A 15,339-nucleotide genomic window follows, 5' to 3' on the forward strand; every position below is an offset into this window, starting at 1 on the left:
AAGTTGAAGTTTCATGTCATTGATATCAGCGAGCACAACGTGCGCAACGGCAGGATTAACTGGGTAAAGGTGAAGGCAAGCGGTGTACATGGGGTAATGGTGCGTATTGGGTGGGCAGGCTATAACGGCGAACTCACCGTTGATAAAAGCCTGTACGATTCCATCACCCGTGCGCATGATGCAGGGTTGGGCGTGGGGTTATACGTTTACAGCTACTGCACCAGTACACGGGCGGCACGCAAGGCGGCGAGGCAGGCAGTCGAAATAGCCAACCGCTTTCAAGGTAAAATAACCTACCCCATTTGTTTTGATGTGGAAGAAACCGCGCTGACGTGCCTGGCGAGGCTTGGCAAGGCAAAATTAACCGATACAGTTGCGGCATTTTGCGATGAAACGGAGAAAAACGGTTACTATGCGATGTGGTATACTTACACCTATTTTGCAAAGCTGTATCTGGATACGCATAACCTTGCAAAATACGACCTTTGGGCGGCAGATTACCGCAGTACCGTAGAATGCCCATGGAAAATTCCCCACGGAATGTGGCAGTATGTAGGCAACAAAGGGCGGTGCAGCGGCGTCACCGGTGCGTGCGACAGAAATTATGCATACAAAGATTATCCTGCAATCATTCGCTCGGCGGGGCTCAATCAACTTAAAAAATTATAATAAAAAAACGGAGTGGTATCTCCGTTTTAAAATGGCTGGCAAACAACATCCCATAGGTGGTTTGGTATGGGGAAGCTGCGCACTTGTTTAAATGAAACAACCGTAATTTCGCCGTCGTAAGCATTGATGCACACTGTCATACGGTTTACCGCTATGGTGACATGTGCGCCGATGTATGGGTAGATATCAAAATCCAGTATATATTTAGAGCCCTCACACGGTGAGTGGCGGATATTGACAAGCTTGATGCAATAAATCATAATGGAAGGCTTTACGGTTAAAAAATCCTTATAAAACTTACAGGCTTCGGCCTTAGCATATGGTAAAAAAATAGCGCATAGGGCATCTTCGCATAGTTTGTTTGATGATTTCATGTTTTTCACCTCGCACTATTGTATGCAGCGAATGTTCGGCAGGTCATGCGAACGTTACTAAAAAATGCGGAGTAAACGTACATCGCTCCGCATTTTTTAGTGATAAAGCAAGAACCTTAAGATTTTTGTAAGAAATTTGTTAAGAGGTTATTAAGAAAGTTGCTGTATAATATATCCAAGGCCATGGTAACTGCGGTAAAAAGAAAAGATGCTCATAATGTGATGCTTGTTGGAGAATTGTATGGCACAATGATATAATGAGAGGTGGCAACAACCCAAACAGGAGGGGACTTCCAATGGAAAAGTTAAATGTTCTGGTAGTGGATGACGACAAAGAAATTGTTGAATCGATAGCCATTTACCTTAGCAAAGAAAAATTGCATATTTATAAAGCCTATGACGGTTTGCAAGCACTTGATATGGTTGCAAACAGTTGTATACATCTTATTTTAATGGATGTTATGATGCCGAAAATGGACGGAATTAAGGCTATGCTGAAGATCCGCGAAAAAAACAACATCCCCATTATTTTAGTAAGTGCAAAAAGCGAGGATACCGATAAAATTTTGGGGTTGGAGTTCGGCGCGGATGACTACATAACCAAACCATTCAACCCTTTGGAGCTGATTGCTCGCGTAAAAAGCCAACTCAGGCGTTACACAAGGTTGGGTACTATCACCAATGCAGGCGGCATGGCAGAGCAGTTGTGCAGTGGCGGGTTATGCCTCGATTTACAGCAGAAACAGCTTACAGTAGACGGCGAAGAGGTAAAACTCACACCGATTGAATACAAAATTGTAGAGCTGCTGCTGCGCAATCAGGGGCGCGTATTCTCCATCAGCGAAATTTACGAGCGGGTTTGGAACGAACCCAGCTTTTCGCCCGAGAATACCGTTGCAGTTCATATCCGGCGTATTCGCGAAAAAATCGAAATAAACCCAAAAGAACCAAGATACTTAAAGGTGGTGTGGGGCATTGGCTACAAAATTGAAAAAGCGTAAACCGTGGGTTACATTTAGTTTCTTCGCCGCAGCAGTGAGCATGCTGTTTGTATGTATTTCTGTTTTTATTGGCATGCGTAACAACAATACTATTGTATTGGATTTTAAGGACAAATGGGAGTACAAAAATGCGGTGGGCAATGTGTTATACAACTGTTATAGTTTGGCGTTAGACCAACCTCTTGAAAAGCCGGGGGAGGACGGAACAGCCGTACTATATCCGAGCCAAACAAAATATTTGGATAATGAGGGGGACAATATTGCCTATTATATTGCAGCGGGAAACTATTTGCCTGTTGCAACCAATACCGATTTTCGAGACAGTGATGCATTTTTAAACGAGATTACAAACTCCGGCCTATATGAGCATATCATTTTGCTGAAAGGAGACCAAATTTTACAAGAAACAAAAATAACATTGTTGGGTGGTTTTGCGCACGAAGGTAAGCTCTCGGATTCGGACTATTACAGGCTGTTTTCGCCGTATACCAGCAGACTGATTGAAAGTGGAAGGGCAGACCAAATTTCGGTGTATTTGGCTGTAAAATCGGGAGATCGCCTTAGCAATAGTAAGTCGAATCTGAGTGCAATTTACAATGCTTACAGTTGGTGGTATAGCCAAATGGTGGTACTTGTGCTATTGGCAGGCGTTGCTGCTGCAAGTATAATAATCCTGCTGGTTACAATAATCAAGCACAAAAGCCTAAGCATGGCAAATGCCGTTATCGTGCGTTTGATGGGTAAGCTTTGGTTTGAAGTAAAATTGGTTTTAACAGGGTTTGCACTTTTAGGGGGTATCTACTTTGCAGATTGCGTTTTTTGGGCAGACTGGGATGTAGTATTTCTGTTTATCCCTTGTTTTTGGTGGTGCTGGTTTGTATTGCTGGACATTATTTATAACAAAAAAAGGTTTTTTACGAACAACATAGTTTATTCCCTTATAAAGTTTATGCGCAGCCTCGAAAACAAACACGATTTTTTGGAACGGATGAAACGCCGCTTTGTGGTTTTGATTGTAACAGAGTTTGTAATGGTAGTTCTGTCGGTAATCTTATTGTTTATTGGGCGCATCGGCTGGATATTCAGCCTGCTTTGGATTGCCTTGGGAATATACCTGCTGCTGCGCTACATGAAAGAGTATAACCGCAACATGGATGAATTCGGGTTGATTATTGACTACGTGGAACAGATTAAAAGCGGTACGGTAACAGAGCCCCTGATACTGCCCCAAGAGGATGACTTTGCACCGCTTGCAGCCAACCTTAGCGATATCCACAGCGGGATAAGCCTTGCAGTAGAAGAGCAGGTGCGCAGCGAAAAAATGAAGGTAGAACTGATTACCAATGTATCGCACGACCTAAAAACCCCGCTTACCTCCATTATCAACTATGTCGATTTGCTGTCTGCCGAAGATTTGAAACCGGATTTTGCAAACGATTATGTGAAAATTCTTGCGCAAAAAGCAAACCGATTAAAAAATTTGGTGCAAGATTTATTTGAAGTGAGCAAAGCCAACAGCCGTACCATTGATATGAACTTGGAACAGTTGGACATTGTTGCATTGGTAGAGCAAACCGTTGCCGAGATGGATGAACGTGTTGATATAGCGGGGGTTGAGGTAAAAACACAATTTTCGTCGCAGCAGATGTTTGTGGTTGCAGACGGTAAAAAACTCCACCGCGTGTTTGAAAATTTACTTGGCAATGCGCTGAAATACTCGCTTGCAGGTACCCGTGTATATATAACGGTACATCAAAAGCAAGGTGTAGCAGAGGTTACATTTAAAAACGTTGCAAGTTATGAAATGACTTTTACAGCAGAAGATATAGTGGAGCGTTTTCAACGCGGAGATGCCAGCCGTACAACCGAAGGCAGTGGCTTGGGGTTGGCAATTGCAAAAAGCTTTGTTGAACTCAACGGAGGCACACTTAGTATTGAACTGGACGGTGACTTGTTCAAAGCAATTATAAGGTTACCTGTTTCAACAAATAGTCCTGCACCAATCCCTGTTGATGTCGAAGATCCTGTTCACGAAAAAATATACGATGAACCAAGCGCTTTGCCTGATGCGATTGAGCAGAACACGCAGCAAGATTCGCTGCAAACGACCTGTTAAACAATTTAAGATAGATGCTAAAACAAAAAGAACGATGGATTTCATATCCATCGTTCTTTTTTATGGGTTTAAATTATTCGCCGCGATAATAGTTGATGAGACAGCCGGAAAGTATAATGTTACGTTCGTCATCGGTAAGCTGACCGAGAGTGAGGTTGAATTTTGCAAGTTTTCCTTCACTGAGGGCATAGGCGGTGATGTTGTCGGCTTTTTCTTCTACCGCTTTCCGAATACCGGGTACGAAAATATAATCGAGATTTTTAAACGGTAATTTGCCTTGTTCAATTAAGAACGGAAGCATACCCCAGTTAATAAGATTGCTGCGGTAACGTTTGGTGGCATATTCGTTGGCGATATTTGCCCAGCCGCCCAATACCTTTTGGCAGCTTGCTGCCTGCTCGCGCGCACTGCCATCGCCAGGTTTTACTGCGAAGATGACGCTGCCGATGCCGGTATTTATGGTATCGATGGGTTTGACCTCGGTAAATGCCTTTACGGCATGTGCAAGTTCAGGGAATGCAGCAACAGGGTCGCCCCCTGCAAGACGTGCAGTTTCTGCCTTCTGCACCTCTTTTGCTCTGCCAACATAAGCCGGGTCTTTGCGCGAAAGTGCAAATTCGGCGAGTTTTAGCGGGTTAGAGCGGTAACTCGAGGTTTCACCCGATGGAATCAGTTCATCGGTGGTGGTGACAGGGTCGTGAATTTCAGATACAACCTTCAAAACCATATCTTCTGTAAGGGTAGACATTTTGGGCCAATCCGCAATGTTGGGGCCAAATTTCAAATCCAGCAGGTCGTTGCCTTTGCCATAGCTGTCATGTACGCGGTTTTGGTACACCGTGCGGTTAAAGTGGTATACAGGCTTGGTAAATGTTACATCCAGGTCGGTAGCAGGGGTGAGATAGCCGCCGTTTACTGCGGTTGCTGCAATCGAGCGCGCATCCATCAGTGCAACCGATGCAATCTGGTTGTTGCCGGGCTTGCTGCCTTCGCGGCTTGGGAAGTTGCGTGTGGTGTGGCGGATACTGAGCGCACCGTTTGCAGGTACGTCACCCGCACCAAAGCATGGGCCGCAAAACGCAGTTTTAACGGAAATTCCTGCCTCCATAAATTTGGCAATGCTGCCGTTGTTGACAAGTTCAAGGTAAATCGGCTGGCTTCCGGGGTAAACGCTCATTGCAAATTCATCGCTGCCAATGGAATGGCCGCCGATAATATCTGCGGCATCAATCAGGTTATCATAAGTACCGCCTGCACATCCTGCAATAATGCCTTGATCAACTTTCAATTTACCATTTACAATTTTATCAGTCAATTTGAACTGTACATTGGGGGCGTCAAGCTGCTCTGCGCCCACGCGCTCCACCTCACGCAAAATATCGCCGAGGTTTGCATTCAGTTCTTCTATGGTATAGGTGTTGCTTGGGTGGAACGGCATAGCAATCATCGGTTTTACGGCAGAAAGATCAACCGTAATCAGCCCGTCGTAGTAAGCCACGTCGGCGGGTTTCAGCTCTTTGTACTCGTTTGGTCTGCCATGCACCGCAAAATATTCCTGCACTTTTTCATCGGTAGCCCAAATAGAAGATAAACAGGTGGTTTCGGTGGTCATAACATCGATGCCGTTGCGGTATTCCACGTTCAGGTTTTTAATGCCGTCACCCACAAATTCCATCACTTTATTTTTTACATAGCCGTTTTTAAACACCGTTCCGATAATGGCGAGCGCAACGTCTTGCGGGCCAACGCGCGGGTCGGGTTTACCGGTAAGGTAAACTGCCACCACTTCGGGGCAGTTGATATCATAGGTTTTGCCCAGCAATTGCTTTACCAGTTCAGGGCCGCCCTCGCCGATTGCCATGGTGCCAAGTGCACCGTAGCGGGTGTGGCTGTCGCTGCCGAGTATCATTTTGCCGCAGCCACTCATCATCTCGCGCATATACGAGTGAATTACCGCCTGATGCGCAGGCACATATATGCCGCCGTATTTTTTTGCGGCAGAAAGCCCAAACATGTGGTCATCCTCGTTAATGGTACCACCTACCGCGCAAAGGCTGTTGTGGCAGTTGGTAAGCACGTAGGGGATGGGGAACTTCTCAAGCCCCGACGCACGTGCCGTTTGCACAATGCCCACATAAGTGATGTCGTGGCTGGTCATTGCGTCAAATTTAATTTTTAGCCTGTCCATATTATCGGCAGTGTTATGCTGCTGTAAAATACGGTATGCCATCGTGCCTTTACGGGCGGTTTCTTTTGCTGATGTGGATTTGCTTGTATTGTCAGAAGGTATTGTAAGCTCTCTTGCATCGTCTTCGGGGATAATTTTATGTCCGTCTATCAAATAAACTCCGGTATTGCTTAAAGTTACCATAAATGTTCCTCCGTTTTTCAATCGCTCTTGTAGTTCATATTATCATAAAAAAGCCTGTTTTGCAATTCCAAGATGCAAATCCTGCAAAGCAACATTTGCCTACAAAAACAGTAAGATGCTGTATTTTTCGCCCTTGCATTGTCCATGCTATAGTTTGTATATGGGAGGTGATAGGCAGATGAAACACCGCAACTACGAAACAGCCAAATATTTTGTACTTACTTTCGCCGTTGCTTTTCTAGTGCTGATGATGCTTGCAGTGGCAGTTGTTATGGCTATGCAAAGCAAAAACTCTGCGCATCAAAGTATACCGCAGCAGCCCCAAACCGATGATTATTATCTGCCCAAAGCGGAGGATAACCTCAACTTGCTTCTCATCGGCAGAGATAAGGATACAGACAAGCCAAAATATTATTTTATGATTAGGTTGGATGTGGAAAGCGGCGAACTGCCTGTGGCAGCGCTGCCTGCGCAGACTGTGGTAACCTTTAACGGAAAAAGCAAAACACTTGCCGAACTGTATGCACTAAGCGGTGCAAAAGCAGTAAAGCAAGGGTTGGGCGAACTGCTTGGCATTACGGTAGACCGCTATGCATCATTCAACGCTGAGAACCTGATTCGCGCCATAGATATGATTGGGTTTGTGGAATACGACCTGCCCGAGACACTGATATTTAAAGATGAAAATATCTCCATCAACCTTGCAAAAGGTAAGCAGATGGTAGATGGGCAAAAACTATACGATATTTTGCGCTTCCCAAATTACGGCGATGAATACAAACGCGGTACTAAATCAAGCGATTTGCTGGCACACTATATCAACGACCGCCTTGAGGTGGTGCTTTCGCCGCAGGCGGACGAATTGTTTCGCAACGTGATAAACCTTACCGACTCCGATTTATCTTTCGGCGATTACGACAGCCGCAAAGAGCCGCTGCGCTTTCTTGCAAAGCTTTCGGGTAAGCATGCACGTACCGTATTGGTAAGAGGTACCTTTAATGCATCGAAAGACAGCTTTGCCCTTACGCAAAGTACCAAAGAGCTGATGCAGAAGCTGTACAGTTAAAAAGAGATATTTGGCATAAGTGATTCATTTAAAGATATTTTGAAAGGCTGGTATCGGTTAAATAGATACCAGCCTTTGCTTTGCAATATGCTAATAATTAGTATTACGTTTAATTTTCTACAAACTTATAAATATATTTTCGCCATCTACGGAACTAATATTTACAACTTCCCAGCGCTTGTGTCTCCGTTTGTATTTTTTTATTGAATGAATGAGTTTCATAAAATCTTTCGTGCTTATATCAATAGATGGCTGCTTGCTTTTTATAATTTTGGTGGCAATGGTAGCTGTTAATCGGTTTAGAAATAGTGCTGTTGGTAAAATGATAAGAATTTTCTTTTTCTCGGACTTAATAAATACTTTCATTTTTATTCTACCACAACATTAACAATTTCACCGTCTGCACTTTCGATTTCAACTAATTTTCCTATGACTCCGCTTTCTACCATTGAAATTATTTGTTTGAAATCAATGCCTTTAAGTTGCTCATTATTTGTTATTTGTGGGATTTTCAATCCGATTTCTAAAGCAACTTTAACTAATTCCATCGGAAGATTAATACGAACTTTATCACCATCTTTAGAATCAACAATAACCTTTAATGTTAAATCCTTTATGTCATGTCTTTCGTTTTCCGGTAAAAGCTGTACACTTTTTACAGAATCAGCAGACAACAATTCGTCTGTTGTTGTACCAAAGAGTTTTGATAACGGAACCAATAGTTGTATATCAGGACATGCAATATCATTTTCCCATTTAGATACAGCCTGCGCTGAAACTCCTAATTTTTCTGCTAATTCTTCTTGTGTCATACCTTTTGCTTTTCTGTAGAAAGCAACTTTTGTTCCAATACTACTCATCATATTTCCTCCTAATGTTTTAGTGCTTTCATTGTATTTTAAAAAAGCAATGTATTGAAGATATTATCAGTTGTTTTTACCCAACCATAGGTTTATTTAGTTGTAAACTTATGGTTGAGTATGACTATTTAAGAAATATATTTGTATTTGATTTATGTCTTTACAAGCAAAATATAAACAATCTATCTATCGCTAATATAACAGATGGAATATATCAATTCAAGCACAATTTGAGCCTTATTTGGCGAAAATCGAGTGTTTTCGGGTACATTTATTTTGAATCCCCCGTGTATAACTGAGGTGAACAATTGGCGCATGATTGTGCAAAATAAAAACCGTGCGGCACTGTGCCGCACGGTCATGGCGTATAGATTTAAAATGGTTGCGAGGTTCACAACATAGAACAACCTCGGTGTTTTGTCCGGCTTACCATAGGCGTATGCCTGTGGGGCTGTGAAGTTTACAATTTTTGTGTAACCTTGTGCCGATTCAGCCTATTTAGAATTTCAGTTTGCTGGGTGTGTAGAGATTTTTTGCCTCAGCGTTGTATTCGACGGTGGTTGCATCTGCCCACTCGAGGATGGTTTTGTTGTATTCGTCACCCTTTAATTTTTTCATCACAGCGGTACGGTAGTTTTCCACATCCAGCGGGTTCTGGGTAATGTCGAGCTTTTTCAGTACATAAACCGTGTTGCCTGTATTGATTACGCGAATTTCATCGTTTTTCATTTCGCCAACTTGTTTCAAAAACTCCGCGTCATAGCCCTCGCTCTCTTTGGGGATAAAGCTGACATGAGAACTTTCGTTGTGCTCATGAACCGTGCTTTCATCTTCGCCCTTTGCTTTTGCCTGTTCTTTTTCATAAGCAAGAATCACATCGCTGTAATTCGCGCCTTCAGCAGTTGCTTTGGCGTAAACCTCGTCGGCTTTTTCAACAACTTTCTTTTGCGCTTCTTCATCTTTTTCTTTGCCTTCGTTGTCAAGCAGGCTCATAGAAACATACATGGTTTTATAGTAGCCTTCTTGAAATGCCTTGAGAATGTCGGCATCGGGAATAGGCGTTTTGCCTTTAGCACCATATTGTGCCTCAAACAGCATGTTTTCTAAGTAAGCATTTTGAGAAACTGCCGCATAACTGTCGTAGCTGATGCCGTTTTTCTCGTACATTGCACTCATAAACTGCCACTGGTACTGAATCTGCTGGTCGATGTAAGAACGTTCAACGTCAGAGATTGTAATGCCCTGCTCGGCAGCCTTGTTTTCAATAGCAATATGGCGTTTAAGGCTTTCGTCTGCTTTGTTCTGTATCCACTCGGCAGCGGGTACGCCTTCAATATCCTGCTTCAGCACATTTTTATCTTTGTCGGCAATCTTGCCCATAGCCTGCGAATAAGCATTCAACATATAGGTAAGGTAGATGCCAGAGGGAATTTGTTTACCGTTGTCAGTTGCAATCCATTTTACATTTTTAGATGCACAAGCACTCAGCGAAAGTACCATCAATACAGCAAGCACGGATGCTGTAAGTTTTTTCAGTTTCATTCAACTTCCTCCTGATATTTCAAATAAGGTGTAATAGTTGGCATACCCTCAAATTATACACAGTTTCTTCCAAAAAGTCTATAGATATATCTTAAACAATAAAACAACGAAAATACAAAAACCAAACCAACAGGTACGCGCTATTTTTATTGTTGCTCATCATTCTTTGCTCAGTGCATAAAGTGTGGTTCTGATAATATCAATGGGCTTTTCGTTCTTCGACATTTTTACAGTAATGCACGGCTTGGTGCCTGCATTGATGTTTACCTTGTTGCGCATCAGTGCTGCCAGGTTCGACATTTTTTTCAAATCAAGCTGGGTGGGGTAGAACACCATGCTCTCGTTTTTCTGCGAAATTTCGTAGATATGGTTGCGCGCCGCAATGTTGCGTATCAGTGCAACATCAATCAGCCCTTTCACAGCCTCCGGCGGTTCGCCAAAGCGGTCGATAAGTTCGTCGGTTACATCCATACTGTCTTCTTCGGTTTGAATAGCAGCAATTTTTTTGTATATATCAATGCGCTGGGTGAGATTGTCAATGTAATTTTCGGGGATATGTGCACCGATGCGGATATCGATGAGGCATTCGTCGCTGGATACCTCGGGTGCTTCTCCGCGCTGTTCCACAACCGCTTGCGACAACAGCTTGAGGTACATATCGTAACCAACTGCCTCCATGTGTCCGTGCTGGCTGGCACCCAAAATATTGCCCGCACCGCGGATTTCAAGGTCGCGCATCGCGATGCGAAAACCCGAACCGAACGTGGTGAATTCTTTGATGGCAGAAAGCCGTTTGGTAGCAATATCGGTAAGTGCTTTACCGCGTTTAAAGGTAAGATAGGCATATGCACGGCGGTTGCTGCGCCCTACGCGCCCGCGCAGCTGGTAAAGCTGCGACAGCCCAAAGCGGTCGGCATCTTCAATAATCAGCGTGTTGCAGTTGGGTACATCTACGCCGGTTTCGATGATGGTGGTGCACACCAAAATATCAATTTCATGGTCGATAAGCTGTTGCCACACGTCGCTGAGCTGTTCCTCGCTCATTTTACCGTGCGCGGTAACAATGCGGGCATCGGGTATCAACTGCGCAAGCTTGTAAGCGCAGCTGTCGATGGATTCTACGCGGTTGTGCAGGTAAAACGCCTGTCCGCCGCGCCGCAGTTCTTTTTTGAGCGCCTCGGCGATAATGCCATAATCGTGCTCGACAACATAAGTTTGTACAGGGTGCCTGTCTTGCGGCGATTCTTCGATGGTGGACATATCGCGGATGCCGCTCATTGCCATATTCAGTGTGCGCGGGATGGGTGTTGCAGAGAGGGTGAGCACGTCCACATTGCTGCGCAGTTCTTTAAAACGCTCTTTGTGTGCCACACCAAAACGCTGTTCTTCGTCGATAATACACAACCCCAAATCTTTGAAGGTTACGTCTTTTTGCAGCAGGCGGTGTGTGCCAATGACAATATCCACCTCGCCACGGCGCAGCTTGCGGATGGTTTCTTCCTGCTGTTTGGGTGTGCGGAAGCGCGAGAGCAATTCAATCTTAATGGGATAACCCTGCATACGGTCTACAAAGGTTTTATAATGCTGCCAAGCCAAAATGGTAGTAGGCACGAGCACCGCACATTGCTTTGCGTCCATCACGCATTTAAAAGCACCGCGTAAAGCAACCTCGGTTTTGCCAAAGCCTACGTCGCCGCAAAGCAGGCGGTCCATGGGTACGGTACCTTCCATATCATGCTTAATTTCTTCAATACAGCGCAGTTGGTCGTCGGTTTCGTTGTAGGGGAAGCGCTCTTCAAATTCCCGCTGCCATTCCGTATCCTCCGAAAAGGCATATCCCTTTACAGCCATACGCTGTGCATAAAGTGCAATCAGCTCTTTTGCCATGTCGGCAACCGCAGCTTTTACGCGCTTGCGGGTGTTCTGCCACTCTACCGAGTTCAGCTTGTTCAGCTTGACGGTACCGTCTTCTTTGGGGCCGATGTATTTTGATACAAGGTCGAGCTGTGTAACGGGTACAAACAGCGCGTCGGTACCTGCATAGCGTATTTTAATGTAATCTTTGGTGATACCATGGATTTCGCGTTTGATGATGCCTTCAAACACACCGATGCCATGAGCGGTGTGCACAACAAGGTCGCCGGGCGAAAGGTCGCTTAAGTTGCGGATATGCTCTCCCGCTTTTTTACGGCGCTTTTTGCGTGCGGTAAGGGGGCTGACGCCTGCTTTTGCATGTGCAATCACCGCAAAACGGCTGTCCGGCAGTTCCAAACCGCTCGACAAACTCCCCTCCACAATAAAAACCGACGAGGGTACGTATTCGGTTATTTCTTCTACAACAACAGGCAGAAGCTTGTGCTGGGTGAGGTCGCTTTTTAAAGCCGCAGCTGCTTTGGCAGAACCGGCAAGCACCGCACAGCAATACCCCCGCTCCAGGTAACTATCCAGGTCGTCGTACAGCAGCGACAGGTCGCCGCTCCATGGCGAAAGCGCAATGCTGTTTACATTGATGAGGTCGCCCAGTTTTAAATCGGGCACACTGCGTGCAAACGTATCCAGCAGTACCGCATCGTTTTTGGCGATGGCAGACAGCACGTCCGCAGGCTCCATCGTAAAGTGTTCGCATCCTTTAAACAGAATGCCCTCTTCCATCATCAAACCAATGTCTTCGTAGAATTGCCACATGCTGTTTTTTGCGGTTTCGCGCGCGGTTACCAGTTCGCTTACAAACAGCATGGCGTGGCGCATGTAATCAAACAGTGTTGCAGGCTGTGGGTAGATTAAGGGCAAATATTTATCGAGATTATTCAGCGAAAGCCCTGCTTGCAGCCGCTCGATGTCTGCGGCAATGAGCGCTTTTGCCTTAACTCCTGCTTTGCCGCGCAGCGCGGCAGATTTTTCGGTGAGCAGCTTAATCAGCCAGTCGGCATTTTTATAAAGCACTTCACGCGCGGGCGTAATAAACGCACGGTGCATGGTGTCGGTACGGCGCTGTGTGTCAATGTCAAACGCCGAGATGGTGTCGATTTCATCGCCCCAAAATTCGGCTCGCAAGGGGACAGGGCTGTCCGGCGGGAAGAAATCGAGTATGCCGCCGCGCTGTGCAAACTGGCAGATGCCCTCTACCTGGTCGCGCCGCTCGTAGCCTGCATGTACCAAGCGCTCTACCAATGCAGCTATAGAGTAAGTGCCGCCTGCCTCCAGCGTGAGGGTGTTTTCTTTCAGCACACTCTGGGGCGGGATGTACTGCATTATGGCTTCCATACTAGCCACCACAACACGGCATTCGCCGCGTGTGATTTTACCCAGTGTGCTTAGGCGCGCATGTTCGTATTCACGGCTGCTGCCCTCTAGGTCGCGGAACACGAGTTCGCGCGTGGGGAACAGCATCGCTGCATCTTCTGAGCGCAAAAATGCGTTGATGTCTTCTGCCATGCGGTTGCCTGTCGCTTCGTCGGGGGTAATTACCAGCACTGGCGAAGAATTTGACGCAGCGGCAACCAAAGCAGCTTTGTGGATGCCTGAAAGCCCCGTCATAGCAACAGGCGTTCTGCCGCTTTGCACATCGTCCATCATGCGGCGATATTCAGTTGTAGAGGCGATAATTTGATGAATCATATTGCACCTATCGATTGTATTTGTTCATCGCGGCGTCAATATTGCCCTCGATGATTTTTGTTATCATGTCCAGTGTATTATCAAAAATGGCATTCAATGCATCAAAATCCTTTTCAGTAAATCGGCTGAGCACCCAATCGGCAAGGTCGTAATCGGGGTGCGGTTTTTTGCCTACGCCGATTTTGATGCGCGGGAAGTCGTCTTTGCCGAGCAGATAGATAATGCTTTTGATACCGTTATGCCCCCCGTCGCTGCCTTTGCGGCGGATGCGAACACCGCCGACGTCCAACGAAATATCGTCGAATATTACAATGATACGTTCGCTGGGTACTTTATGGAACTGCGCCGCATCCCGCACTGCTTCCCCCGAATTGTTCATAAAAGTGGATGGTTTGAGAAACAGCACACGGTGCCCTGCAATCATAGCATCGCCGGTAAGGCTTTTAAATTTCAGTCGGTCTATCGAAATGCCAAGCTTTTTGGCAATACGGTCTACCACCAAAAAACCGGCATTGTGGCGGGTGTTGTCGTATTTAGTGCCGGGGTTGCCCAGCCCAACCACAATGTATTCCACCTGCCCCGTGGGTGCACCCCCTGCGGGGTGTTTTTTTAATTTTTCCAATTGTGCAAAAATATCAATCATAGAGCCTCCTTGAACAGCAAACAATGGCGGGACAGCAGTGCTGCCCCACCCGTGCGAAATATGAGTATATGTTTTTGAAAGAACGGTTAAATAAATAAGGGGGAGATTGGTTTATCGGCATAAATACGCTCGATTGCTTCGGCGAATACCGGCCCAACAGGCAATACTACGATTTTATCACTTTTTTTCTCATCAGGCAAAGGAATTGTGTCGAGGATTGCGATGCGTTTGATACAACTTTTTTCAATGCGCTCAATGGCGGGGCCCGAAAGCACGCCGTGTGTAGCACAGGCGTAAACGCGCTTAGCACCGCCTATTTGCATAATCGCCTCTGCACCGTTGCACAGTGTTCCCGCTGTGTCAATCAAGTCATCTACAATAATCGCAATTTTATCTTTTACATCGCCGATGATGTTCATAACCTCGCAAACGTTCGCTTTGGGGCGGCGTTTATCAATAATAGCCAAAGGTGCTTCCAACTTTTCGGCAAATTTGCGTGCACGTCCCACCGAACCAAGGTCGGGCGAAACCACCACAATCTCATCTTTTTTGTCTTTGTATTTTTCAACATAATAGGGTGCGAGCAGGGGAACACCAAGCAAATGGTCGACAGGGATATTGAAAAAGCCCTGAATCTGCGGTGCATGCAAATCCATTGTCAAAACGCGGTCTGCACCGGCGGCGGCAATCATATCTGCAACCAGTTTTGCGGTGATCGGGTCGCGCGACTTTGCCTTTCTGTCCTGCCTTGCATAACCGTAATAGGGGATGACCGCGGTGATGCGGCCTGCTGACGCACGTTTGAAAGCGTCAATCATAATCAGCAGCTCCATAAGGTTGTTGTTAACCGGTTGGCAGGTGGACTGAACCACAAATACGTCCGAACCTCGCACCGACTCATGAATCGAAACCGAAATCTCACCGTCAGAAAAGGTGGTGACATCGCATCTGCCCAATGGCAGGCCCAACCCCTTTGCAATGGCCTCCGCTACGCGCGGGTTTGAGTTAGCGGTAAAAATTTTAATATCCTTGCCATGAAGATTCATGTTGGCGCTCCCCCTCTTTTTATATTTCCGTTC

Annotated in this window: 11 protein-coding genes; 4 read left to right on the top strand and 7 right to left on the bottom strand. The window is 45.7% G+C overall.

Going from position 1 to position 15,339, the window contains the following annotated elements; all coding sequences use genetic code 11:
* The first annotated feature begins 3 nt into the window (after nt 1-3).
* The gene (locus tag EDD70_RS12455) at nt 4-669 is read left to right on the top strand and encodes a GH25 family lysozyme (RefSeq protein ID WP_092755858.1); all 666 of its coding nucleotides are present in this window, start codon (nt 4-6) and stop codon (nt 667-669) included.
* A 26-nt stretch (nt 670-695) separates the two neighbouring features.
* On the opposite strand, the gene EDD70_RS12460 is transcribed toward EDD70_RS12455, so the two are convergent.
* The gene (locus tag EDD70_RS12460) at nt 696-1,043 is read right to left on the bottom strand and encodes a DUF3888 domain-containing protein (protein ID WP_092755860.1); all 348 of its coding nucleotides are present in this window, start codon (nt 1,041-1,043) and stop codon (nt 696-698) included.
* A 296-nt stretch (nt 1,044-1,339) separates the two neighbouring features.
* Here EDD70_RS12460 and EDD70_RS12465 point away from each other — a divergent pair, with 296 nt between their 5' ends.
* Nucleotides 1,340-2,044, top strand: coding sequence for a response regulator transcription factor (locus EDD70_RS12465; RefSeq protein ID WP_092755862.1), 705 nt, complete (start codon nt 1,340-1,342; stop codon nt 2,042-2,044).
* A complete protein-coding gene (locus tag EDD70_RS12470; protein ID WP_123811054.1) occupies nt 2,019-4,160 on the top strand; it encodes an MFS domain-containing histidine kinase in 2,142 nt (713 codons plus the stop codon). The genes EDD70_RS12465 and EDD70_RS12470 overlap by 26 nt, the downstream gene beginning before the upstream one ends.
* Nucleotides 4,161-4,233: 73 nt before the next feature.
* Here EDD70_RS12470 and EDD70_RS12475 read toward each other — a convergent pair whose 3' ends face one another.
* Nucleotides 4,234-6,531 (bottom strand): hydratase, encoded by a 2,298-nt coding sequence (locus tag EDD70_RS12475; protein ID WP_092755866.1) that lies wholly within the window; start codon nt 6,529-6,531, stop codon nt 4,234-4,236.
* Between the two features lie 178 nt (nt 6,532-6,709).
* On the opposite strand from EDD70_RS12475, the gene EDD70_RS12480 reads away from it, so the two are divergent.
* A complete protein-coding gene (locus EDD70_RS12480; protein WP_162840924.1) occupies nt 6,710-7,597 on the top strand; it encodes an LCP family protein in 888 nt (295 codons plus the stop codon).
* 368 nt (nt 7,598-7,965) lie between these two features.
* Here the strand turns inward: EDD70_RS12480 and EDD70_RS12485 are convergent, their stop codons facing one another.
* The 5 genes from EDD70_RS12485 to EDD70_RS12505 all read right to left on the bottom strand — a co-directional run bounded on the left by EDD70_RS12485 (nt 7,966) and on the right by EDD70_RS12505 (nt 15,306).
* Nucleotides 7,966-8,460, bottom strand: a complete 495-nt coding sequence (locus EDD70_RS12485; protein ID WP_242943171.1) for a helix-turn-helix domain-containing protein — start codon at nt 8,458-8,460, stop codon at nt 7,966-7,968.
* A gap of 495 nt (nt 8,461-8,955) precedes the next feature.
* Nucleotides 8,956-9,999 (bottom strand): hypothetical protein, encoded by a 1,044-nt coding sequence (locus EDD70_RS12490; protein WP_092755874.1) that lies wholly within the window; start codon nt 9,997-9,999, stop codon nt 8,956-8,958.
* A gap of 159 nt (nt 10,000-10,158) precedes the next feature.
* Nucleotides 10,159-13,617, bottom strand: coding sequence for a transcription-repair coupling factor (gene mfd / locus EDD70_RS12495; RefSeq protein ID WP_092755876.1), 3,459 nt, complete (start codon nt 13,615-13,617; stop codon nt 10,159-10,161).
* Nucleotides 13,618-13,624: 7 nt separating this feature from the next.
* Nucleotides 13,625-14,260: an aminoacyl-tRNA hydrolase gene (pth, locus tag EDD70_RS12500; RefSeq protein ID WP_092755878.1), complete on the bottom strand. Its 636-nt coding sequence runs from the start codon at nt 14,258-14,260 to the stop codon at nt 13,625-13,627.
* Between the two features lie 86 nt (nt 14,261-14,346).
* Nucleotides 14,347-15,306: a ribose-phosphate diphosphokinase gene (locus EDD70_RS12505; protein WP_092755880.1), complete on the bottom strand. Its 960-nt coding sequence runs from the start codon at nt 15,304-15,306 to the stop codon at nt 14,347-14,349.
* Nucleotides 15,307-15,339 lie beyond the last annotated feature (33 nt).

The sequence above is a fragment of the Hydrogenoanaerobacterium saccharovorans genome (assembly GCF_003814745.1).
In the GTDB taxonomy this organism is placed as follows: domain Bacteria; phylum Bacillota; class Clostridia; order Oscillospirales; family Ruminococcaceae; genus Hydrogenoanaerobacterium; species Hydrogenoanaerobacterium saccharovorans.